This is a genomic window from Saccharomonospora sp. NPDC046836, from assembly GCF_040645195.1.
GTDB lineage: Bacteria > Actinomycetota > Actinomycetes > Mycobacteriales > Pseudonocardiaceae > Prauserella_A.
The window spans coordinates 12,261-35,557 of the sequence record NZ_JBEYXW010000010.1 but is presented as its reverse complement, the minus strand read 5'-3'; the positions used below and the strand labels follow the sequence as shown (position 1 = coordinate 35,557).

Sequence of the window (23,297 nt, the reverse complement as noted above, 5' to 3'; positions counted from 1 at the left end):
AACCCGCCGTGGGGGCAGCTGATACCCGGTGATCAGTACCGTCGCGGGCGACATGATGGCGTTCACACATTTGTCGCTGCTGTCCGGCGCGTTCCCCTGGACCCTGCGGGTGGCCGCGGGGGCGTTGCTGCTGGCCGCCGTGGTTCAGCCGGAGCGGCGGTGGCTGTTGCGCCGGCTTCCCGTCGCCCTCGGCCTGGCTGCCCTGGGGATCCTCGGTGCCGCCGCCGCGGTCGCCGGACCCGACACGACCCCCGAGCCGCTTCCAGCCGAGCTGCGGGTGTGGCTGGCTGCTCTCGTGTTCGCCGTGTTCGTGTTCGGCTCGGCTGGCGAGCATCATGGTGGCGGCGTGGCGTGCGATGGGCCGCGATCATCCTCGCCGCGCTGGCGGCGGCCAGCGCCGTGAACCAGTTCGTCGCCTACTACCCGACCGCTGGCGACCTCTACGCCGCTGTGGCGGGCACACCGCAACTGGAGCAGACGCAGCTCAGCGCGCTCGGTTCGGTCAGCCCCGACACCACGACCGGGCGGGTCGTGCCGGTGACCATCCCGGCCACCTTCAGCCAGTTCCAGCACCGCGAGGAGTACGTCTACCTGCCGCCCGCGTGGTTCCGCGGCCACGACCACCCGCACCTGCCCGCGATCGAGCTGATCGGCGGCGTGCTCAACCATCCGGACGACTGGATCAGGGCAGGCCAGGCCGTCGCCAGCGCCGACTCCTACGCCGCCGCACACGGCGGCTGGGCGCCGATCCTGGTGTTCGCAGACCCCTCCGGCGGTTTCGGACCGGACACCGAATGCGTCGACGGGCCGCGCGGCAACGCCGAAACCCACCTCGCGCGGGACATCCCCGCGTATGTCGACCACACCTTCGGTGCCACGCGCTGGGGCGTCGCCGGGTGGTCCATGGGCGGCACCTGCGCCCTCGACCTCTCACTGCGGCATCCCGACGTCTTCCCGTCTTTCCTCGACATCTCCGGCGACGTCGGACCGAACCTCGGCTCGCGGGCAAGCACGATCCAATACCTCTACGGAGGTGACGCCGCCGCCTGGGCAGCCCACGATCCACGCACCGTCCTCGCCGCGCACCGCGGGCCGTGGCGGGTTCACGGAGTGTTCGCCGCCGGGGTCGCCGAACCCGCGCACATCGGGCCGGCACGCATGCTCGCCGCGGCGGCAAGCCGTGCCGGACTCGATGCCGGCGTGCACGTCGAACCCGGCGCGCACAGCTGGAGCTTCGCGGCCCGGATGTTCGGCCAGCAGCTGCCGTGGTTCGCCGGGCAGCTCCAGGGCCCGGATCAGGCAACCGTGATGCCGACCTTCCGGAGCGGTAGGCCCGGGTAGGACGCGCTGAGGGCGACCTGCCCTGGAGCCCCAGTGCTGCGGACCCACACGGCGCCGGTGCCACCGCAGGCCGTCAGATCGAGCGGATTGTCACCGACGAGCACGGCGGGGCCGGTGAGTGCGAAGGTCACCGACCCGCTCGCACTGCCGCGCCAGTTGCCGTAGCGATCGACGATGCCCAGCACCACCCGGGTGGCATCGGGTTGGCCCTTGTTCAGCTGGCGGTCGTCGGCACGCAGCAGCAGGGTGTCCCGGCTCTGGTCGGCGGACAGCGTTCGCGACAACGCCAGCCGGCCGCCGAGGTAGCCGTCGATCCGCAGGTCCTGCCTTGCCTGTACAGGCAGTTCCACCCGGAACGGCGGGTAGCGCAGATGCGACAGCAGCGCCGGATCGGGCCGCACGTCGGCGATCCGGCGCTGCCCGACGGTCAGTACGAGCCGTTCGCAGTTCGACCAGATCAGCCCCTCCCGCAGGCTCGCGTCCACCGGCCACGGGAAGGCAGGCTCGACTACTACGCGCCGTGCCGGGTCCACTTGCGACTGATAGAACGCCGCCCCCGGCTTGGGAATGCGGAAGATGTCGGCCACACCTGCCCATTTCAGACCGTCGACGGCAGGCGAGTGCACCGATGGGTAGTCGAAGGCGCACCACGCGAGCAGACCGGAGTAACGCGGGTTCGACAGCGCCGTGTCGTGCACGGCGGCGTGCAGCAACGCCTGCCTGCCCTGGACATACCCCGGATCGGTGCGCCGGTAGTGCGCTGAGCCGACCTGCGCGCCCACCGCCTCGCTGACGAGGTAGGGCAGGTCCGTCCGGGGCGACCGCAGCGTGGGCAGCCGACCGCGCGGGGGCCGGAGATAGTCGTTGAAGGCGAACAGGTCCTGCACGTGTGGGTCGGTGTGGTACGGGTCCCGGTACCCGCGTGGGAGCGAGGGCCCGTTGCCGGGGAACGTGTACTCGACCGCGCCCGTGGCCGGCCTGCTGTCGTCGAGCAGCAGCGCGATGCTGCGCGTCTGCTGGTAGAGGGCGACGTCGTTCTCGGTCTCGTTGAGCCGGGTGCCCCACACGATGATCGACGGATGGTTGCGGTCACGCGTGACCATCCGCTCGACGTCCCGCAACACCCTGCGGCGCCACACCTCGTCGCCGATGAAGTCCCAGCCTGGCGCTTCTTCCCATACCAGCAGGCCGAGCTCGTCGCAGGCGTCCAAAAAGGCCGTCGACTGTGGATAGTGCGAACAGCGCACCATGTTGCAGTTGAGGTCGTTCTTGAGGATCTCGGCGTCCCGCCGGTGGACGCGGTCGGGCATCGCCGCGCCGGCGTAGGGGTACCACTCGTGCCGGTTCAGCCCGAAGAGCTGACAGCGCAGCCCGTTGAGGTAGAACCCGTCACGGGTGAACCGGGCCTCGCGCAAGCCGATCCGGACTGCGGCCTCGTGGATTGTCCGTTGCCCTGCGGTCGCGGACACGACCACGTCGTACAGCGCGGGCGAGTCGAGGTCCCACAGGCTGACCGCCGCGAGGTCCCGCAGAGTGAGGAAGAACGTGTGCCGCCCTGGCGCGGCGGCCACGATCTGCGTGGCGGCCTCGGCGACGCCACCGTCGTCGCGCCTGAGCCGAGCGGTGACGGTGATCGGTCCCGTGGCCGCTCCGGCATCGAGGACACCCGTCAGCTCGACGCGCCGTGCCGGTGACAGCACGTCCACGGGCTTGGCGAACAGCCCGGAGAGGTAGGTGCGCGGGAACCGGTGGATCGTCATGGCCCTGGAGATGCCCCCTGGCTGGAGGAAGTCGATGGAGCGGGGGCGCCAGGGCGCCGGCCGGTTGGGTGGTGCGTTGAGCCCCCAACGGGAGTCGACCACGACGTCCAGGACGTTCTCGCCGGGAACCAGTTCGTTGGTGACTTCCCAGCCGAACGGCAGATAGCCGCCGACGTTGCTGCCCAGTCTGCGGCCGTTGAGATAGACGTCGGCGGCGGAGAGCACGCCGTCGAACTCCAGCACGGTCCTGACACCGCTGGTGTCCGGATGGTGTCGGAACCGATGGCGGTACAGCCACAGCCGTTGCCAGCGCGACGGATTCCATTTCCACCACGACAGGTCCGTCACGCAGTGCGGCAGCGACACCGGGGTGAGCGCGGCGTCGGCGACTCCGGTGCCGCGGGCGCCGAACTCACCGAACAGCCAGTCGCCGACGACAGTGGTGCCGTTGGTCTCGGCACGGCAACCGGGCAGCAGCGGCGACCCGAAGAACGCCGCTGCCGCCGCTGAAGCCCCGAGCACGAACCGTCTGCGGGACAGCATGCCCCGGCCTCAGCCCGTGGTCCTGCCGAGCAGCCGTAGCAGTGCGGGCGGCCTCCCACCCAGCCCTTCAGCCTCCAGCGCGGCGAACGCCACCCTGGGCAGGTCCAGCAGTGCGGGGAAGGCGAGATACCGCGGGACCCATGATGGGCGGAACTTCGCGTTGAAGCGGTACAGCGTGTCGATCTGCCACCACCGTGAACTGATGCGCAGCACGCGCGCCCAGAGCCGGGCGACCGGGCCGGCGCCGATCCGCTGCCCGCGTTCCAGCGCCGCCCGCTGCACGGCGAAGTTCAGCGAGACCTGGCGGATCTCGAGCCCAGGAGCGGCCTGCAGGAGCTCGGCGATCATCAGCTCGTTGAGCCCGGTGTCGGTCGCGGAACGGTCCCGCCGCATGAGATCCAGTGACAGCCCGTCGGTGCCCCACGGCACGAGCTGCAGCATGGCGTGCACCGTGTCGTCGCGTTCCGCCGTGACGAGCACGCACTCGGGGTCGGCTACGTCGGCCGTCCTCCCCAACGCCATGGAGAAACCACGTTCGGTGTTCGTGCCCCGCCAACGGCGGGCCAGCTCGCGCAGCTGCGCCTGCTCCGCCTCGTCGAGTTCCCCCACCCGGCGTACCCGCACCGCATAACCGGCCCTGCGAGCGCGAGCTGCCATCTGCCGTACCCCACGCATGGGCCTGCCCTCCAGAGTGAACGTCGTGGTGTCCACTATGGCCTCATCGCCGAGTTCCAGCGCGTCGAGACCGTGCCGGTTCCAGGCCGTCACACCCGCCTCGGAGCACCCGAGCACGGCGGGTACCCAGCCGTACCGGCGGCAGATCTCCAGGAACGCCGTGATGGCGCCGGGCCAGGCTTCCGGATCGCCGAGCGGGTCGCCGGATGCCAGCGCCACACCGGCGAGGACGCGGTAGGTCACCGCGGACTTGCCGGTCGGCGAGAACACCGCCGACTTGTCCCTGCGCAACGTGAAGTAGCCAAGCGAGTCCTGCGCGCCGTGCTCGCGCAGCAAGCCGCGCAGCGCGTGCTCCTCGTCCGCAGGCAGTGAGGGAGCCGGCTCGCCGGACCGCAGGAGCGCGTAGGCACCCACCAGCAGGGCGCTGATGCCGAAGAGGAGCCCGACTCCGGTGGTGAGGTCGGCCAGCCGATGGCTGCTGAACTGGATCGGGCCGGGGAAACCGACCAGGGAGTAGGTCGCCTGTGCGAGCTTGTCCGGCAGCGAGGGGGCGCCTGCCAGTTCGTGGCTGCCCGCGAGCAGGATCAGGAAGTTGATCACCACCCCGGCGGCCAGCAGCTCGGCGAACAGTAACGGCGCACGCCAGCGGCCCAACGCCGGGTCGGGCAGCGCCCGGAACTCCCGCCGCGTCACCGCGAGCACCACGCACAGTGCGGCGGCCGCCAGCCCGACGATGATGCGGTGACCGGCGAGCAGGTTCAGCGCCGCGATGAACCCGGTGGCCATCGTGGCGAGCTGCCAGGCCCGCCGCTTGCCCCGCGCGAGCGCGTTCGCGAGCCCCAGCAGCAGAACGCCGCCACCGATGAGCAGGACACCGGCCGCGACGTGCGCGGAGTGACCGAGGCCGAGCCATGCCAGCAGTGACGGCCGCAGCCGCATCCTGCCGGTCGGCACGATGGCCGACACCAGGACCAGCAGTCCCACCACCCGTGTCGCCCACGCCGTACTCGCAGCGGTTCGCGATCCGCCAAGGGCCACGGTCCGGGCCCCCCGACCCCGGGCACTGGTCAATGTCATGGCCTCCCCTTCTACCGTCGGACGGTAGGAGCAGGCCGGTGCAGCGTTCGGCAACGGAAGGTTAGGCGAAGGCAAAATCTGACACCGATATGCGGGCCGTGACATCGCGCTGCCTGGGCCGATGCTGGCTACGCTGAAACTCATGGCGCGCCTGCTGCTGGTCGAGGACGACGAGACCATCGGACACGCCCTGCAGGCCAGCCTTCAGCGGCACGACTACCACGTGACCTGGGTCCGCGGTGGACGGCTCGCGTTGCAGGAAGCCGGTGAGCAGGCCTTCGATCTGGCTCTGATCGATCTCGGGCTGCCGGATCTGGACGGTATCGAGGTGTGCCGCAGGCTGCGCGAGTCGCAGGCCGGCTGTGTCCTGGTCATCCTCACCGCGCGTACCGAGGAGATGGACGTCGTCGTCGGGTTGGAGGCGGGCGCCGACGACTATCTCGCCAAGCCCGTCCGGCTCGCCGAACTGCACGCACGCATCCGGGCGCACCTGCGCCGCGAGTCGGGTGCGCAGCGCGGTGAGCACTCGATGGAGTACGGCAGGTTGCGCATCGACCCCGCTGCCCGGCGCGTGTGCGTGTCAGGACACGAAATCCCGCTGCGCGCCAAGGAGTTCGACCTGCTCCTGAGGCTGGCGCGGGAACCGGGGGTGGCGGTCCGCAGGGAGACCCTGATGGCCGACGTCTGGGACGCGCACTGGTTCGGCTCCACCAAGACGCTGGACGTGCATGTCGCCGCGGTGCGGCGCAAACTCGCCGACGCCGCGCCGGACGGGCAGATACCGGAGATCACCACACTCCGGGGTTACGGCTACCGGCTCGAGCCACCGGATGCCGGGCAGCCCGCACCGGGTTGATGATCGTGCCATGCGCAAGCGGATCGTCGTACTGACCGTGCTGGCCGCCGGGCTGGCGACCACGCTGCTCGGTGTCCCGCTCGCGGTGGCGATCGCGAACTACTACCTCGCCAACGAGGGCGCCGAGTTGGAACGCGTCGCCGATTCCGCCGTGCTGGCGGTCGCGCCCTACAGCGCACGCCATGAGATGCCGAACCGGTTGCCGGTGGGCGGCCCCGGCACCGAGGTCGGGCTGTACAGCCCGACCGGTCAGCGCGTGCTCGGCAGCGGCCCGGACCGGCTCGACTCGGTCGTGTTCGGCATCAAGCCGGATCAGGTGGTCTCGGCCGACACCGCGGACGACATCATCACGGCCGTTGCCATCGGCAACCAGGGTTCCGTCACCGGCATCGTGCGGGCGGCGGAGTCCCGTTCCGAGCTCTACACGCGGATCGGGCTGACCTGGCTGGCGATGGTCGTGCTCGGCGCGCTCGCGCTCGTCGCGACCTGGCTCGTCGCACGCAGGCAGGCCCTGCGGCTGGCCAGGCCGCTCGAGGACCTTTCCGGCGTCGCCCACCAGCTCGGCAACGGTGACTTCACCGTGCATCCCGCCCGGTCCGGTATCCCCGAGATCGACTCGGTCGGCATGTCACTGGAGACCACCGCGCAGCGGCTCGACGAGCTGGTGGCCAGGGAGCGCGCGTTCTCCGCGGATGCCTCGCACCAGCTGCGGACACCACTGGCCGGGCTGCGGCTGCAGCTGGAGATGGCGCTGGAGGGCGACGACGCGGAGTTGCGCAAGGTCATCGTGGCGGCGCTGGGCACCACCGACCGGCTCGAACGCACCATCGACGACCTGCTGGCGCTGGCAAGAGCCACCCGTGCGGGGCGGGACGTCACGTCGCTGGACGAGGTCATCGGCGACCTGGTCGAGGAGTGGCGAACCCGGCTCGCCACGCGCGAGCGGAGGCTGCGGGTGATGGTGCACCCCGGTATGGGAGACACCGCTGCGCCGGGTGCGGTGCTGCGGCAGATACTGGGGATCCTGCTCGACAACGCCTTCCACCACGGTGCCGGGACGGTCACGGTCACCGCGCGTGATGCGGTCGGCGCCCTCGCGGTGGACGTGAGCGACGAGGGAGCAGGCCCGGCAGCAGGCGGAAACGTGTTCGCCCACCGCGAGCCGGATGCCGGTGGGCACGGTATCGGGCTGCCGCTGGCCCGCAGGCTCGCGGAGGCCGAGGGCGGCAGGCTCGGGCTCACCACGCCGAGCCCGCCGACCTTCACGGTGCTGTTGCCGGTGGCCGTCAGTGACAGCGGGCTCAACGGGTAGCGACTGTCCGCGACGCGCCGCTGGTCGAGCGCTGGCGGGCAGGGCGCGTGTGGCACTCTGAAGCGTGTGGATCGGGTGACGCACGGCGTACGGCGGGACGGCCAGCGGGCCGAGCAGTCGCGCCGCACGCCGTCCGGTCGATCCCGTTCACAAGGGGGAACCTCCCGCGACAGTGCGGGCTCGATGCGCGCATCCGACGACCGGTACCGGCCGGGAACCCGGCGTGTGACCGCCGAACCGCTGCGCGCGTCCTGGCAGCCAACGGCCGACAACGCCAAGCCGGCCCGCAAGAGGTCCGCACTGCGCAGGCTGGCGTCGACGTATGGCTGGCGTGCCTACGCGGTTCCCGTCCTGCTGGTGATCACCGCACTGGTCGTGTTCGACACGACGCGCAGCGCACCCGGTGAACAACAGCAGGACTCGCAGACCACGCCGTCCACGGACGACCCGCTGGCCGCCTCCAGCGGCCCGGTCGCCACCGAGCAGCCCGCGGAGGAGATCGACCTCGACATCCCGACCGCGAAACTGCCGGAAGGCGGCGAGTACACGAAGAAGGGCGCCGGCACCTGGCACGTCGTGCCCGGCTCCGGCGAGCAGGTCGGCACCAGCCCCGAGGTCTACACCTACGTGATCGAGGTCGAGGACGGCGTCGACCCGTCCAGCTACGCCGGTGACGACAGCTTCGCGCAGGCGGTGGAGGGCACGCTCTCGGATCCGCGGAGCTGGACCGGCGGCGGCCAGGTGTCACTGCGGCGCGTCGATGCCGGCCACCCCGAGCCCGACTTCCGGGTGAGTCTCACCACCCCCGACACCGCGCACCGGCCGGACGTCTGCGGCGGCGCGATCCCGTTCGAGGCGTCCTGCTACCGGCGTAACATGCAGGACGGGAACCGGGTCGTCATCAACCTGGCCCGCTGGGTTCGCGGGGCGCTGGCGTTCAGCTCGGACATGACCGGCTATCGCCAGTACGCCATCAACCACGAGGTCGGCCACGCGCTCGGCAACGGTCACGAAGGCTGCCCGGCGAACAACGCACTGGCGCCGGTGATGATGCAGCAGACGTTCGGGGTGGCCAACGACTACGTCGCGCGGCTGAACAACACGCCGGGTGGCGATCAGGGCAAGGTGCCCCCCGACGGCAAGGTGTGCAAGCCCAACGCCTGGCCGAGCCCGCAGGTGCAGCAGCGCTGACCAGCCGTCCACGATGTGGACCAGGGGAAGACTCGGACCGCCCGAGCGGTTATAGATGGATGGACCGCGATCCGCGCGAGATGGAGGACCCGATGTCAGGCACGCTGCCGCCGCTCGTCGAGCCGGCCGCCGACCTCACCAAGGAGGAGGTCGCGCGGTACAGCCGGCACCTCATCATCCCGGATGTCGGGATGGACGGGCAGAAGCGGCTGAAGAACGCGAAGGTGCTGGTAATCGGTGCGGGTGGCCTCGGCAGCCCCGCGCTGCTGTACCTCGCGGCCGCCGGGGTCGGCACCCTCGGCGTGATCGACTTCGATGTCGTCGACGAGTCCAACCTCCAGCGCCAGGTCATCCACGGGCAGTCCGACATCGGCAAGCCCAAGGCGGTGTCGGCCAAGGAGTCGATCGCCGAGATCAACCCGCTCATCAATGTGATCCTGCACCAGGAGCAGTTGACCACCGACAACGCGCTCGAGGTGTTCCGTGGCTACGACCTGATCCTGGACGGCACCGACAACTTCGCCACCCGGTACCTGGTCAACGACGCCGCCGTGCTGCTCGGTAAGCCGTACGTGTGGGGCTCGATCTTCCGGTTCGAGGGCCAGGTCAGCGTCTTCTGGGAGGACGCGCCGAATGGTCAGGGCCTCAACTACCGTGACCTCTACCCCGAGCCGCCGCCGCCCGGCATGGTGCCGTCGTGCGCCGAGGGCGGTGTGCTGGGCGTGCTGTGCGCCTCGATCGGTTCGATCATGGTCACCGAGGCGATCAAGCTCATCACCGGTATCGGCGAGCCGCTGCTGGGCAGGCTGATCAGCTACGACGCGCTCGAGATGAAGTACCGCGAGGTGAAGATTCGCAAGGACCCGGACACTCCGAAGATCACCGAGCTGATCGACTACGAGGCGTTCTGCGGTGTGGTGAGCGACGAGGCGCAGGAGGCCGCGTCGGGACACACCATCACCCCCGCCGAGCTGAAGGCCAAGTTCGACGCGGGCGAGGACTTCGAGCTCATCGACGTCCGCGAGCCGCACGAGTATGAGATCGTCAACATCAAGGGCGCCAAGCTGATCCCCAAGGACCGGATCCTCTCGGGCGAGGCGCTGGCCGAGCTGCCGCAGGACAAGCCGATCGTGCTGCACTGCAAGTCGGGTGCCCGCTCCGCGGAGGCACTGGCGGCACTGCACCGCGCCGGTTTCCGCGACGCCAGCCACCTCGGCGGTGGGGTGCTCGCCTGGGCACGGCAGATCGACCCGAGCCTGCCGACGTACTGACCAAGGAGCCAGGCAGGGGAGCGGCTGGGTCGCTTCCCTGCCGGCGGCTCACTGGTTGAACGAGCGCAGCAACTCCCAGAACTCGCCGAAGCTGCCGGGGGTGGCGATGCCGATGGCCACGAGGACCGCGAGGTAGGCCAGCCCGACGAGCCGTGCGGGCCAGCGGTCCATGAGTGCGGCACCGACCGCCGGAAAGGGCAGCGTCAGCATGAGCATGCCCACAACGACCGGCGGTCGAGCGTCCGTGGAGACCGCCGCCGTGAAGATCACGACGAGGAAGCCGCCGACGGCCACCACACCGGCCCACAGCGCCCGCCTCCCGGCCGTGGCCGTGAACCGGGTCGCCGCCGGGGTCATCGTGCCAGCCAGGAAGCTCAGGCCGTACACGAGCCCGACGACGGGGACCAGCAGTCCGGGCGCGTTGAGGAACGCGGCGACCGGCACGAGCCAGCCAGCGGTGTAGTAGGTCACGATCGCGGCGACCCACAACCCCAGTAGCTGTGCGGTCACCCGCCACGCACTTCGGGAAGTCGCCGGAACGGCGGCGGGTGTCTCGGTCACGCGCGAAAGCCTGGCACGTCCGCGGGCCGCCGCACACAGTACTTCTACTCACCGCTTCAGTTCGTGGGCCGCAAACTTGCCAAAAAATCCGACTTGCCTTGACTAGGCAAGTCACATTTTTTGGCAAGTTTCTTGTCTGGACAGCGATCACGATCTACGCCCTGGCTGGAGGTACCACCCGCGAAATCATCGAGGCGCTGGCGCCGGCATACGTGAACGATCTTCAGGCGCACTTGCGCTAGAGGCCCAGCAGGCCGAGACAGAGCGTACCGAACATGTGCATGCTGTCCGGGTTGATGATGCCGACCACGATGGCCACGCCGGTCAGCGCAAGACCACCGGCCCGCACGGGCCAGCGGTCGGCCAGGATCGCGGCGACGACGGGGCCCGGTAGCGCGAACAGGGCGCCCCCCAGGACACCTGACGGGCTCAAAACCAGGAGGTACAGCACGCCGGCGAAGCCCAGCACCGTCACCAGGCCCGCCCACACCGCGCGCCTTCCCGGGCCGGCCGTAAGGGGAGTCGCTTTCGCGGTCGCCGTGCCGACCAGGTAGTTCAGCGCGAAGAGGAGTGCGAGAGTGGGCACCAGCAAGATGGGCGCGAACAGGACCGCAGCGCTTGGGATACCTGTCACGAACCCCGCGACGCCCAACCAGCCCAGTTGTGCGGTGAGCTGCCAGGCGGTTCTGTCCGTCGGCGGTTTCGCCGCGGTGTCGACCATGGCCTCAGACTGGCAGGTTCGGCGCACGGGCGGCCAGCGAATGTGGGAGACGAGCGGGCAGCGTGCCGTGCGCCTGCACCCGCGAGGGGGACCGGCGCGGTACCGTCCCGGGTCGTGGACCCTAGCCTCAGACGCCCGCCAGTGCACGTGTGCACGGCGTTCGGGGCGAGCTTCGACGGCGCGGAGCCGCTGCCCGGTGGCGCGTGGCGCTGTGGCGACGTGGTGCTGAGACAGGTCACCGATCGGACCCATGCCCTGTGGCTTGCCACCACCTTCGCCGCACTCGACATCCCCGACCTGCGCATTGCCCGCCCGCTGCGCACCACCGACGGCCGTTGGCTCATCGGCGGCTGGAGCGCCAGCCGCTACGTTGCCGGAACAGCGGAGAACCGGCCGGACGCCCTCGTGCTCACCGCCGTCAAGCTCCACCAGGCCACCGCGAACCTTCCCCGCCCCGACTTCCTTGCCAAGCGCCGCGATGTGTCCGCTGTCGCCGAGCGCATCGCCTGGGGTGAACACGAGGCCGAACTTGATGAACAGAAGGGCGGCCGCTGGTTCGAGATCCTGGTCCCCGCCCGCCGCCCGGTCTCGCTGCCCGACCAGCTCGTGCACGCGGAGTTGTTCGGCACCGTCCTGTTCGACGGCGATGCCGCGCCAGGGCTCGTCGACTTCGTTCCGCACTACCGGCCGGCCGAGTGGGGAGCCGCGGTGGCCGCGGTGGACGCGGTCGCCTGGGGCGGTGCCGACAGTGCGCTGCTGCGCCGTTGGTCGCATCTGCCCGAGTGGCCACAGCTACTCCTGCGCGCCACGCTGTTCCGCCTGGCCTACAACGCGTTGCATCCGAATTCCACCGCCGCGGCCCTGGACGGCCTGCGCGTGGCAGCCAGTGAGGTCAGCGAAATTCTGTGACGCGCGCGACCCTCACCGCATCGCATCCGGCCTGGGCGGGCAATGTCGCACGCCTGAAACATCCGGCCATGTTCAAGTAACACGGGGTACCTACCGTCAGGACCTGCCAGCGAGCAGCAGGAGGTGCCCGTTGACGCTGACGGCCGAGCCAACGCCCACGACCGCCGTAGCCACCCATTGTCCCTACTGCGCATTGCAGTGCGGTATGACGATCAGCCCGGAAGCCGAGGTCGCCCCGCGCCAGTTTCCGACGAACGCCGGTGGGCTGTGCCAGAAGGGGTGGACCGCACCAGCACTGCTCAACTCCCCGGCCCGGCTGACCAGGCCGCTGATCCGCACCGGTGGCGAACTGCGCCCCGCGAGCTGGGACGCTGCGCTGGATCTCGTCGCGAACCGGCTGCGCGAGATCCAGACAGCGCACGGACTCGACGCGGTCGCCGTCTTCGGCGGCGGTGGGCTCACCAACGAGAAGAGCTACCTGCTCGGCAAGTTCGCCAGGGTGGCGCTGGGCACCTCACAGATCGACTACAACGGCCGGTTCTGTATGTCCTCGGCGGCGGCTGCGGGCATGAAGGCGTTCGGCCTCGATCGCGGGTTGCCGTTCCCACTCACGGACCTCGCCACCGCCGACGCCATTGTGCTCGTCGGAGCGAACCCCGCCGAGACCATGCCACCGTTCGTGCAGCACCTCGGGGGCGCGAAGGCCAAGGGCGGGCTCGTCGTCGTGGACCCCCGGTGCACTCCGACCGCCGAGCAGGCGAACCTGCATCTGGCACCGGCACCCGGTACGGACCTGGCGCTGGCGCTCGGAATCCTGCACGCGGTCGTGGCCGACGGCTTGCTCAACCAGTCCTATGTGGATTCTAGGACCGCCGGGTTCGATGCGGTGTGGCGGATTGCCGCCGCGTACTGGCCGGAGCGTGTCGAGCGCATCACGGGCGTGTCCGCTGCCGACCAGCGCCGCGTCGCCGCACTGCTCGCCGCCGCGCGCAACGCCTACGTGCTCACCGCGCGCGGCGCCGAGCAGCACGCGACCGGCGTCGACACCGTCAGCGCCTGGATCAACCTCGCGCTGGCGCTCGGCCTGCCGGGACGCGAGGGCGCCGGGTATGGCTGTCTCACCGGCCAGGGCAACGGCCAGGGCGGGCGCGAGCACGGCCAGAAGGCGGACCAGCTGCCCGGTTACCGCAAGATCGCGGACCCGGCCGCGCGCGAGCACGTCGCCGGTGTCTGGGGCGTGCCCGCCGAGTCGCTGCCCGGGCCCGGCCGCTCGGCGTATGAGCTGCTCGATGCGCTCGGCACCGAACAGGGCCCGAAGGCGCTGCTGGTGTTCGGCAGCAACGTCGTCGTATCCGCGCCACGCGCGGCACACGTGGCTGACCGGCTGTCCGCATTGGACTTCCTGGTCACGGCCGACCTCGTGCTGTCGGAGACCTCTGCACTCGCCGATGTGGTCTTCCCGGTCACCCAGTGGGCCGAGGAGGACGGCACGATGACCAATCTGGAGGGACGGATCCTGTTGCGGCGCAAGGCCGTCGACCCGCCGCCGGGTGTACGCACCGACCTCGATGTCCTCGCCGGACTCGCCACCCGGCTCGGTCAGCCTGCGAACCGGTTCCCCGTGCACGCGGAGACGGTGTTCACCGAGCTGCGCGCGGCCTCCGCAGGTGGCCCCGCTGACTACTCCGGTATCAGCTACGACCGGCTGCGCGTCGGGGAGGCGCTGTACTGGCCGGTGCCGGGGGAAGGTCATCCCGGCACGCCCCGCATGTTCCTGGACGTGTTCGCTCACCCGGACGGCCGCGCGCGGTTCGTGCCCGTCGAGCACACGGGGCCAGCCGAACCGCCGGACGCCGAGTTTCCCTTGCAGGCCACCACCGGACGCGTGCTGCAGCATTACCAGTCCGGTGCGCAGACCCGACTGGTGAAAGAGCTGACCGACGCGATCGGGGAGGCCTACGTCGAGGTCCATCCGGATACCGCCGCGCGCGCCGGGCTGGCGGATGGCGACTGGGCGCGGGTCGTGTCGCGCCGGGGCGAGGTGGCCGCACGCGTGCGCTGTGTTTCCTCGATACGCCAGGACGTCGTGTTCCTTCCGTTCCACTTCCCCGGTGAACAGCGGGCCAATCTGCTGACGAACCCGGCGTTGGACCCGACGAGCCGGATGCCGGAGTTCAAAGTCTGTGCGGTGCGGCTGACTACAAAGGACGGTGCCAGTTGAGCCCCCGTAAGGTCGTGGTACTCGGCTACGGGATGGCGGCGGCGCGCCTCGCCGACGAGATCCGCAGGCGGGACCCTGACGGTGAGCGCGTGACCGTGACCGTGGTCGGTGACGAGCCGCACCACGCCTACAACCGGGTGTTGCTCTCCGCGGTGGTCGGCGGCTCGATGCGACCGGACACCGTGCGGCTGCACGACGAGGAATGGGCTGCCAGGCACGGGATCGACCTGCGGCGCGGTGTCGCGGCCGAGCGGATCGACCGGGACACGCGGACCGTCCAGCTCGCCGACGGCAGCGCGGTGCCGTACGACGCGCTCGTGCTCGCCACCGGCAGCAGGCCGTGGTTGCCTCCTGTCGACGGACTGTGCACAGAGGACGGTCAGCTCGCCGAGGGAGCCGTGGCGTTCCGGACGATGGCCGACTGCGAGCGCATTCTCGAGGCCGCCCGCATCGGCGCACCGGTCGCGGTGCTCGGTGGCGGCCTGCTCGGGCTGGAGGCCGCGCGCGGTCTCGCCGGGCGCGGAAACCTGGTCACCGTGGTGCACCCGATGGGCCACATCATGGAACGCCAGCTCGATCCGGCTGCCGGACGGGTGCTTGCCCGCACGCTGGGCGGATTCGGCATCGACTTCCGGCTCGGCCGGTCGGCGGCGAAGTACATGCCCGGCGACGGGCTCAAACTCGACGACGGCAGCCACGTGCATGCCGATCTGGTCGTGGTCTCCGCCGGTGTGCGCCCCGAGACGGAGCTGGCGGCGGGGGCCGGTCTTGCCGTCGACCGCGGCGTGCTCGTGGACGACGCGTTGCGCACGAGTGACGGGCGGATCTACGCCATCGGCGACTGCGCGCAGCACCCGGGCACGGTGTCCGGTCTCGTGCAGCCCGCGTTCGAGCAGGCCGACGTGCTGGCCGACCTGCTGACCGGAGCCGACACCGCGGCCCGGTACCGCGGAACCTCGGTGGTGACCCGGCTCAAGGCCCGCGGCATCGACCTCGCCGCGCTCGGTGAGGCCCAGACCGAGACCGGTGACGACGGCACCGAGGTCCTCTGCTTCGACGATCCCGCGCGTGGTCGTTACGCCAAGCTGGTGCTGCGCGACGACAGGGTGGCCGGAGCGATCGTGCTCGGCCTGCCGGATGCGGCGGCCACCATCACACAGCTCTACGACCGGGGTGTGCCCGCGCCCAGCGACCGGCTCGCGCTACTGCTCGGCCGTGCGCTGCCAACCGGTGCGCCCACCGCGGCCAGCCCGGCGGATCTGCCCGCAGCCGCCGTGGTGTGCCGGTGCAACTCGGTCAGCAAGGGGCAGCTCGTGGACGCCTGGCGCGCGGGAGCGTCCAGTGTGGCCGAACTGGCGTCGGCCACCAGAGCCAGTACCGGTTGCGGCAGCTGCAAAGACGCGGTGTGCGGCATCGCCGAATGGCTCGCGAGCACCGCGTGACCGGGGATCTCACAGCACATCCCCCGTCTTGTGAGAAGAAGTTAGCAGCGAGGCGACTGCACGACGCCGTGCCTGAAACGGCCACTGGCTAGGTTCCGCTCGACACGGCGCCCCGCCCGATGAAGAGGAGACACATCATGGCCGCTGCGACCCGAACCGGAAAGCGGTGGATCGAGCACTGGGAGCCCGAGGACACCGGGTTCTGGGAGTCGACCGGAAAGAAGATCGCCAGTCGCAACCTGTGGTTCTCGATCTTCGCCGAGCACATCGGCTTCTCGATCTGGACCATGTGGTCGGTACTCGTCCTGTTCATGGGGACCGAGTACGGGTTCACACCGGCCGACAAGTTCCTCCTCGTGTCGACGCCGACGCTGGTCGGCTCGATCCTGCGCATTCCCTACAGCCTCGCCGTGGCCAAGTTCGGCGGTCGCAACTGGACGATCGTCAGTGCGGGAATGCTGCTCATCCCCACGATCCTCGCGGCAATCGTGATGACGCCGGGCACGCCACTGTGGGTGTTCATTCTCGTCGCGGCAATCGGTGGTGTCGGCGGTGGGAACTTCGCATCGTCGATGACGAACATCAACGCGTTCTTCCCCGAGCGGCTCAAGGGTTACGCGCTTGGCCTGAACGCGGGCGGCGGCAATCTCGGCGTCGCGGTGATCCAGCTCATCGGCCTGCTGGTGATCAGCACAGCCGGTCCCTCCGCTCCGCAGATCATCTTCTACATCTACCTTCCGGTCATCATCGTCGCGCTGACCTGTGCGGCACTGTTCATGGACAACATCGCGCACCTGTCCAACGACGGCAACGCGATGGGCGAGGTGCTCAAGGACAGCCACGCATACGTGATGTCGTTCCTCTACATTGGAACGTTCGGCTCGTTCATCGGCTACAGTTTCGCGTTCGGTCTCGTGCTGCAGAACCAGTTCGACCGCACGCCGCTGCAGGCCGCGCAGGTGACGTTCATCGGCGCGCTGGTCGGTTCGTTCATCCGCCCGGTCGGCGGCTGGCTGGCCGACAAGTACGGCGGCTCCCGTGTCACGCTGGCCACGTTCTTCGGGATGGCCGTCGGCACCGTGGTGTGCATCATGGCGTCGAACGCAGGCTCACTCGCCCTGTTCATGGTCGGCTTCGTCTCGCTGTTCGTGTTCTCCGGGATCGGCAACGGTTCGACCTACAAGACGATCCCAGCGATCTTCAAGACCAAGGCTCTCGCCGCCATCGCCGACGGGGAGTCCGAGGCGACCGCGCTGCGGACGGCCCGCAGGCTTTCCGGTGCACTGATCGGGATCGCGGGCGCCGTCGGGGCACTCGGCGGGCTGTTCATCAACCTGGCGTTCCGCGCGTCGTTCCAGAGCACCGGCAGCGGCGTCGTTGCTTTCTGGTCCTTCCTCGTGTTCTACGCGGCGTGCATCGTCGTGACCTACGTCGTGTACCTGCGGGGGCCGATCGCGAAGACCGCGGCCGACAGGAAGCTGGAGCTGGCCGGCGCCGGAGCATCGGTGTGACAGCGTCCACGTGACAACTGCACATGCCCTGACCTGCAAGGGGAGGTTTTGGTAACACTGCCGAAATCGACTGGAAGCAGGGCGGACACGGTGCCTGGTGAGCATGGGAGCAGCCGTAACGGAGGTTGGGTGCAGATGAGTCGAACGTTGGTTGTCGTCGGGCACGGGATGGTCGCCCACCGACTGGTGGAAGCCGTCCGCTCGGACGACGTCGACGCGACGTGGCGCATTGTCGTGCTCGGCGAGGAAGTCCGTCCGGCGTACGACAGGGTCGCACTCACCTCCTATGTGGACACCTGGGACCCTGCGTCGCTCGCGTTGCCGGGTTCTGACTACGCCGGCGACGGCAACGTCGAGCTACGCCTCGGTGATCCGGTGGTGGAGATCGACCGTGCCGCCAAGCGGGTCACGACCGCGGGCGGTCATGTACAGGACTACGACGCCCTGGTACTGGCGACCGGATCCCGGCCCTTCGTGCCGCCGGTGCCGGGGCACGACCTGCCCGGCTGCTTCGTCTACCGGACCATCGAGGACCTCGACGAGATCCGCGCTGCCGTCGAGCGGGCACGGCAGGGCAGGGGCAGGCCGGCGGCCGCCGTCGTCGGCGGTGGGCTGCTCGGGCTGGAGGCGGCGAAGGCGTTGCGCGACATCGGTCTCTCGCCACACGTGGTGGAGATGGCCCCGCGGCTCATGCCGCTGCAGGTCGACGAGGGCGGTGGCAGCCTGCTGCGCAGGCTCATCGCCGAGCTCGACGTGACCGTCCACATCGGAACTTCGACCGAGGCGATCGAGGCCGACCGGGGCCGGTTGTGCGCGCGACTGGGCAACGGCACCGAGCTCGACATCGACCTGCTCGTCTTCTCCGCGGGCGTACGTCCACGCGACGAGCTGGCTCGTGCCTGTGGTTTGGAGGTCGGTGAGCGCGGCGGTGTCGTGGTGGACGGCACCTGCCGCACGAGCGATCCCGACGTATACGCGATCGGTGAGTGCGCGGCCATCGAAGGCAGGGTGTACGGCCTGGTCGCACCGGGCTACTCGATGGCGGAGGTCGCCGCCGCGACCCTGCTCGGCAAGGCGGGCTCGTTCCCCGGTGCCGACACCTCCACCAAGCTCAAGCTGATGGGCGTCGACGTCGCGAGCTTCGGCGACGCGCACGCGGCCACCGATGGCGCGCTCGAGGTGGTCTTCAACGATGCCGTCAACGGCTCGTACAAGAAACTCGTGGTCTCCGACGACGCGCGGACGTTGCTCGGCGGCGTGCTCGTCGGCGACGCCGGCGAGTACAATTTGCTCCGCCCGCTCGTCGGCAACGAACTGCCTGCCGAGCCCGGCGTGCTGCTGGCACCCGCGGGCACCGGCGAGGCCGCGGTCGGCGTCGAGGCTTTGCCGGAGTCGGCGCAGATCTGCTCGTGCAACGCCGTGACGAAGGGTGCCATCACACACGCGATCACCGCGGAGGGTTGCGACAGCGTCCCCAAGATCAAGGCGTGCACTCGCGCGGGCACGTCGTGCGGCTCGTGCGTGCCGATGCTGGGCAAGCTGCTCAGCTCGTGCGGCGTTGAGCAGTCCAAGGCGCTGTGCGAGCACTTCGGACAGTCGCGGGCTGAGCTGTTCGAGATCATCCGCGCGACCCGGATCACGACCTTCAGCGAGCTCATCGACCGGTACGGCAACGGAAAGGGCTGCGCTGTCTGCAAGCCCGCGGTCGCCTCGATACTGGCAACCCTCGGCAACGGGCACATCCTCGCCGGCGAGCAGGCGACGCTGCAGGACACCAATGACCATTTCCTGGCCAACCTGCAGCGCAACGGAACCTACTCGGTGGTGCCACGCATTCCCGGCGGCGAGATCACACCGGACAAGCTGATCGTGATCGGCGAGGTGGCCAAGGAGTTCGGGCTCTACACCAAGATCACTGGTGGGCAGCGGATCGACCTGTTCGGTGCAACCGTCGACCAGCTGCCGCACATCTGGCGGCGGCTCGTGGATGCCGGATTCGAGTCGGGGCATGCCTACGGCAAGGCCCTGCGCACGGTGAAGTCGTGCGTGGGTACCACCTGGTGCCGCTACGGGCAGCAGGACAGCGTCGGGCTGGCGATCGCGCTCGAACTGCGTTACCGGGGGCTGCGTTCGCCGCACAAGCTCAAGTCGGCGGTGTCGGGCTGCGCGCGCGAGTGCGCGGAGGCGCGCAGCAAGGACTTCGGCGTCATCGCCACCGAGCACGGCTGGAACCTGTATGTCGGCGGCAATGGCGGCGCAATGCCGCGGCACGCCGACCTTCTGCTATCCGATGTAGACACCGAGGAACTGGTCAGGATCATCGATAGGTTCCTGATGTTCTACGTGCGCACGGCCGACCGGCTGCAGCGCACCGCGCCGTGGATCGAGGAGATGGAAGGTGGGCTCGATCACCTGCGCGCGGTGATCGTCGATGACAGTCTCGGCATCTGTGCCGAGCTGGAGGCGGCGATGGCCGAGCACGTCGCCAACTACAGCGACGAGTGGAAGGGTGTGCTGGAGGACAAGGAGAAGCTCGCGCGGTTCACGTCGTTCGTGAACGCACCCGGTACGCCGGACCCGACCATTTCGTTCCGTACCGAACGTGACCAGCGCGTACCCGTGCTGCTGGGTGTGCCGGAGGTGGTGAGCCGATGACAGCGATGGCGGAGCAGACCTGGGTGGCGGTCTGTCGTGCCGAGTCCGTGTTGCGCGCCTACGGCGTGGCGGCGCTACTGGACGACGGCGTGCAGGTGGCTATTTTCCGCACCGAGGACGACGAGTTCTACGGACTGTCCAATCTGGATCCCATTAGCGGTGCCGCCGTGCTGTCGCGCGGGATCGTGGGTGATGTTGGCGGTGTGCCCGTGGTGGCCTCGCCGATCTACAAGGAACGGTTCGAGCTGCGGACCGGCCGGTGTCTCGACGCGGAGAACGTTCGTGTCACCACCTATCCCGTCCGTGTCGTCGATGGTGTCGTGCATGTGAGCCTGCCGTGACCGACCTCATGCCGCTGGCTGGCTTCTCGGTCGGTATCACCGCGGCGCGGCGGGCCGATGAGCTCGGCGCACTACTGGTGCGCAAGGGTGCGACCGTACGGTACGGCCCGGCGATCCGGATCGTCCCATTGGCCGACGACACCGAACTGCATGCGGCGACGCGGTTTCTGCTCGATCAACCGGTGGACGCCGTCGTGGCGACCACCGGGATCGGGTTCCGCGGGTGGGTCGAGGCCGCCGAGGGCTGGGGGCTCGGCGAGGCCTTGCTCGACCGTCTCAGCAGGACGAACGTGCTCACCCGTGGACCCAAGGCGAAAGGCGCGGTCCGCGCAGCCGGCCTTTCGGAGGTGTATTCACCGGCGTCGGAGAGCAATGCCGAGCTGCTACAGCATTTACTGGACTCCGGTGTGGACGGTCAGCGGATCGCGGTGCAGCTGCACGGCGAGCCGCTCCCGTACTTCGTCGACTCGCTGCGGGCCGGCGGTGCCGAGGTGATCGAGATCCCGGTGTACCGGTGGGTTGGGCCCGCCGATCCCGGCCCGCTGGACCGGCTGATCGACGCGGTGCTCGACGGTTCGATCGACGCGGTGCCGTTCACCAGCGCGCCGGCCGCAGCGAGCACGCTCGCGATGGCCAAGCGCACCGGACGGCAGGCCGCGCTGGTCGACGCGCTGACCCGCCGGGTCGTGGTGGCGTGTGTCGGTCCCATCACGGCGGGACCGCTCGCCGCGGTCGGCATCCCGACGGTCCAACCGCAGCGGGCGCGGATCGGTGCGCTCGCACGGACGCTGTCCCAGGCGCTGATCGCCCGCTCGCCACGCCTGTGTGCGGCGGGCAGGCAGATCGAGCTGCGTGGTCAGGCCGCGGTGGTCGACGGCCAGCTGTGTGAGGTGGCACCTGCGCCCATGGCGGTGCTGCGTGCGCTGGCACAGCAGCCGGGGCGGGTCGTGTCCAGGCGCGAGCTGACGGCCGCGCTGCCCAGCGGCGGCGAGGAGCACGCGGTGGAGACCGCAATCGGCAGGTTGCGCACCTCGCTGGGGGAGGGGCGGCTCGTGCAGACGGTCGTCAAGCGCGGGTACCGGCTCGCGGTCGTGCCTGCCGAGGGAGAACGGCTGTGATCGTGCTCGTCGCGCACGGCACCCGTGATCCCGCCGGTCCACAAGTGACCGAGGAGCTCGCGAACCTGGTGCGCTCCCGTGGCCTCGGCGTCGAGATCGCCTACGCCGATGTTCGCGAACCCGACGTGACGACCGTCCTCAATAGACTGCGCGAGCCAGCGGTGGTCGTGCCTGCGTTCCTCGCAGCCGGCTACCACGTGCGTACCGACATCCCGGCGCAGGTCGCAGCGAGCAGGCAGCCGCGGGCGGTCCTCGCCGAGGCGTTCGGCCCGGCGCCGGAGCTGCTCGACGTGCTGGAGCACCGGCTGTGCGAAGCCGGGTACGCACCCGGCGACTCCGTGGTCCTTGCGGCCGCGGGCTCCAGCGATCCGCGGGCACGCGGCGAGGTCGCTGCCGCCGCGCAGGCCCTCGCCGGGCGGCTGTGTACACCCGTGCGGGTCGGCTACGCCGCGACCGCGCAGCCCTCGGTGGCTGAGGCCGTCGTACGCGCGCGGCGCACCAGTCACCGGGTCGCCGTGGCGTCGTGGCTACTCGCGCCGGGACTGTTCCAGCAGCGCTTGGTCGCGGCGGACGCCGACCTCGTCGCCGAACCACTGGGCGCGCATCCGGCCGTTGCCGATCTCGTCCTGCGTCGCTATACCGAAACCCTGCACGCCACCCGAGCAGCCTAGTACCAGGTCACGCGGAGGTCGGCGAAGCCGCGGATCGTGGCGATGCGGTGCGCCTCGTCGTCCGTGGCCGCCCTCGCCGCCTTGCCGAGCGGCAACAGTGCGGTGACCTGGAACTCGAGCCGTTTGCCCGCGGATCTGGTGCGCCACACCCCGGCGACCTCGCCGCCGGCGAGCAGCGCACCGGGGTTGCCGATGATCTTCCACAGCTCCTTCTGGTGCGTCTTGTCCGGCACGAGCACCGCGCGGTCGCGCGCCTGCAGGAACGGATCCCACGGCGGGAGGAGGCGCACGACATCGGGATCCGGCGGGCTCGTCAGCCGCGATAGCCGGTCGGCCGGGAGGTAGGCCTTGCGCTTGCCGAGGCGAACCTCCGCCAGGTCGGTGGGCCACAGCCGCTCGGCCACCGTCTGGCGTGTCGTACCAAGAAAGCCGGCCGCGTCGGCAGCCGTCGCCGGTCCATGCAGGCGCAGGTAACTCGCCACCAGCTCCGTCGCCGCCGGGATGTCCGGCGCGGCCGGGATACGCGGGCGCTTCTCCAGCACCGCAAGGGTTGCCGGTGTCACCCCCGGTACGAGCCGGATGCCGGCCAGCGGTGTGGCCAGCCGCATCAGCTGCTCGTGGATGTGGGTGGCCTGGCAGCCCCGGCACCACCGGGTCAGCGCGGCGGGCACGAGCTTGCTGACCGCCGTGCTCGCCGCGCCCTTCGTCATCGGTTTGTCGACAACCTTGCGCATTGCGCGGGCGGCCGTCAGCAGCACCTCGCGCGCGGGCATGCCCGCCGCGGCGACTTCCTTGCGCTGCCACAGCATCCGCGCTTCGGTGTCGGCGTCATCGAGCGGGAACAGTGCCGGGATCAGGCCGGGGACCTCGCTCGCGCGGTGGTAATGCGGCGCTCCCCGATGCGTCCACACCAGAGCAAACCGTCGATCATCCACAAGCGACTCCGCGTGGATCTCTGGCAACCGGGAGGCAAGCGCAAGGCAGGCCGTGTCCCGTTTGGTCATGTCCTGCACGCCGAGGTCGAAAACATCCAACCGAAACGGATCGTGCTCGTCGCGATGCAGGCCGTGCGCGGCGATCCGGTAGGCGAGCACCTGATCGCGGTCGACGTCGAGCACGGC

The 23,297-nt window shown here is 69.9% G+C and carries 19 protein-coding genes; 14 read left to right on the top strand and 5 right to left on the bottom strand.

Annotated elements, in window-relative coordinates:
• The first annotated feature begins 28 nt into the window (after positions 1-28).
• Complete coding sequence (locus ABZ863_RS14130) at positions 29-403, top strand: hypothetical protein (protein WP_358535120.1); 375 nt, start codon at positions 29-31, stop codon at positions 401-403.
• On the top strand, positions 352-1,341 hold the full coding sequence (locus tag ABZ863_RS14125) for an alpha/beta hydrolase-fold protein (RefSeq protein ID WP_358535119.1): 990 nt from the start codon (positions 352-354) through the stop codon (positions 1,339-1,341). The genes ABZ863_RS14130 and ABZ863_RS14125 overlap by 52 nt, the downstream gene beginning before the upstream one ends.
• On the opposite strand, the gene ABZ863_RS14120 is transcribed toward ABZ863_RS14125, so the two are convergent.
• Entirely contained in the window at positions 1,296-3,644 is a 2,349-nt protein-coding gene (locus ABZ863_RS14120; protein WP_358535117.1) for a glycoside hydrolase family 2 TIM barrel-domain containing protein, read from the bottom strand. The genes ABZ863_RS14125 and ABZ863_RS14120 overlap by 46 nt on opposite strands.
• Positions 3,645-3,653: 9 nt before the next feature.
• Complete coding sequence (locus ABZ863_RS14115; protein WP_358535115.1) at positions 3,654-5,306, bottom strand: phosphatidylglycerol lysyltransferase domain-containing protein; 1,653 nt, start codon at positions 5,304-5,306, stop codon at positions 3,654-3,656.
• 232 nt (positions 5,307-5,538) lie between these two features.
• On the opposite strand from ABZ863_RS14115, the gene ABZ863_RS14110 reads away from it, so the two are divergent.
• The 4 genes from ABZ863_RS14110 (at position 5,539) to moeZ (ending at position 10,026) form a co-directional block, all read left to right on the top strand.
• The gene (locus ABZ863_RS14110; RefSeq protein WP_358535113.1) at positions 5,539-6,252 is read left to right on the top strand and encodes a response regulator transcription factor; all 714 of its coding nucleotides are present in this window, start codon (positions 5,539-5,541) and stop codon (positions 6,250-6,252) included.
• Positions 6,253-6,262: 10 nt separating this feature from the next.
• Positions 6,263-7,564, top strand: coding sequence for a HAMP domain-containing sensor histidine kinase (locus ABZ863_RS14105; protein WP_358535111.1), 1,302 nt, complete (start codon positions 6,263-6,265; stop codon positions 7,562-7,564).
• 66 nt (positions 7,565-7,630) lie between these two features.
• Positions 7,631-8,755, top strand: a complete 1,125-nt coding sequence (locus ABZ863_RS14100) for a DUF3152 domain-containing protein (RefSeq protein WP_358535109.1) — start codon at positions 7,631-7,633, stop codon at positions 8,753-8,755.
• A 92-nt stretch (positions 8,756-8,847) separates the two neighbouring features.
• A complete protein-coding gene (moeZ, locus tag ABZ863_RS14095) occupies positions 8,848-10,026 on the top strand; it encodes an adenylyltransferase/sulfurtransferase MoeZ (protein ID WP_358535108.1) in 1,179 nt (392 codons plus the stop codon).
• Between the two features lie 48 nt (positions 10,027-10,074).
• Here the strand turns inward: moeZ and ABZ863_RS14090 are convergent, their stop codons facing one another.
• Both ABZ863_RS14090 and ABZ863_RS14085 read right to left on the bottom strand, forming a co-directional pair.
• A complete protein-coding gene (locus tag ABZ863_RS14090; RefSeq protein ID WP_358535106.1) occupies positions 10,075-10,587 on the bottom strand; it encodes a hypothetical protein in 513 nt (170 codons plus the stop codon).
• A 238-nt stretch (positions 10,588-10,825) separates the two neighbouring features.
• On the bottom strand, positions 10,826-11,308 hold the full coding sequence (locus tag ABZ863_RS14085) for a hypothetical protein (RefSeq protein WP_358535104.1): 483 nt from the start codon (positions 11,306-11,308) through the stop codon (positions 10,826-10,828).
• A gap of 114 nt (positions 11,309-11,422) precedes the next feature.
• Here ABZ863_RS14085 and ABZ863_RS14080 point away from each other — a divergent pair, with 114 nt between their 5' ends.
• The 8 genes from ABZ863_RS14080 to ABZ863_RS14045 all read left to right on the top strand — a co-directional run bounded on the left by ABZ863_RS14080 (position 11,423) and on the right by ABZ863_RS14045 (position 22,176).
• Complete coding sequence (locus tag ABZ863_RS14080) at positions 11,423-12,217, top strand: TIGR02569 family protein (RefSeq protein ID WP_358535102.1); 795 nt, start codon at positions 11,423-11,425, stop codon at positions 12,215-12,217.
• A gap of 130 nt (positions 12,218-12,347) precedes the next feature.
• Complete coding sequence (locus ABZ863_RS14075; RefSeq protein WP_358535100.1) at positions 12,348-14,438, top strand: molybdopterin oxidoreductase family protein; 2,091 nt, start codon at positions 12,348-12,350, stop codon at positions 14,436-14,438.
• Positions 14,435-15,880 carry an FAD-dependent oxidoreductase gene (locus ABZ863_RS14070; RefSeq protein ID WP_358535098.1) on the top strand — a complete coding sequence of 482 codons (1,446 nt, stop codon included), beginning with the start codon at positions 14,435-14,437 and terminating at the stop codon, positions 15,878-15,880. Before ABZ863_RS14075 ends, ABZ863_RS14070 begins: the two co-directional genes overlap by 4 nt.
• A gap of 137 nt (positions 15,881-16,017) precedes the next feature.
• Entirely contained in the window at positions 16,018-17,391 is a 1,374-nt protein-coding gene (locus ABZ863_RS14065; protein WP_358535097.1) for a nitrate/nitrite transporter, read from the top strand.
• A 135-nt stretch (positions 17,392-17,526) separates the two neighbouring features.
• Positions 17,527-20,046, top strand: coding sequence for a nitrite reductase large subunit NirB (gene nirB / locus ABZ863_RS14060; RefSeq protein WP_358535095.1), 2,520 nt, complete (start codon positions 17,527-17,529; stop codon positions 20,044-20,046).
• Positions 20,043-20,387 carry a nitrite reductase small subunit NirD gene (gene nirD, locus ABZ863_RS14055; protein ID WP_358535093.1) on the top strand — a complete coding sequence of 115 codons (345 nt, stop codon included), beginning with the start codon at positions 20,043-20,045 and terminating at the stop codon, positions 20,385-20,387. Before nirB ends, nirD begins: the two co-directional genes overlap by 4 nt.
• Positions 20,384-21,505: a uroporphyrinogen-III synthase gene (locus ABZ863_RS14050; protein WP_358535091.1), complete on the top strand. Its 1,122-nt coding sequence runs from the start codon at positions 20,384-20,386 to the stop codon at positions 21,503-21,505. Before nirD ends, ABZ863_RS14050 begins: the two co-directional genes overlap by 4 nt.
• Positions 21,502-22,176: a sirohydrochlorin chelatase gene (locus ABZ863_RS14045; protein ID WP_358535089.1), complete on the top strand. Its 675-nt coding sequence runs from the start codon at positions 21,502-21,504 to the stop codon at positions 22,174-22,176. The genes ABZ863_RS14050 and ABZ863_RS14045 overlap by 4 nt, the downstream gene beginning before the upstream one ends.
• On the opposite strand, the gene ABZ863_RS14040 is transcribed toward ABZ863_RS14045, so the two are convergent.
• Positions 22,173-23,294 (bottom strand): winged helix DNA-binding domain-containing protein, encoded by a 1,122-nt coding sequence (locus ABZ863_RS14040; RefSeq protein WP_358535087.1) that lies wholly within the window; start codon positions 23,292-23,294, stop codon positions 22,173-22,175. The genes ABZ863_RS14045 and ABZ863_RS14040 overlap by 4 nt on opposite strands.
• Between the last annotated feature and the right edge of the window lie 3 nt (positions 23,295-23,297).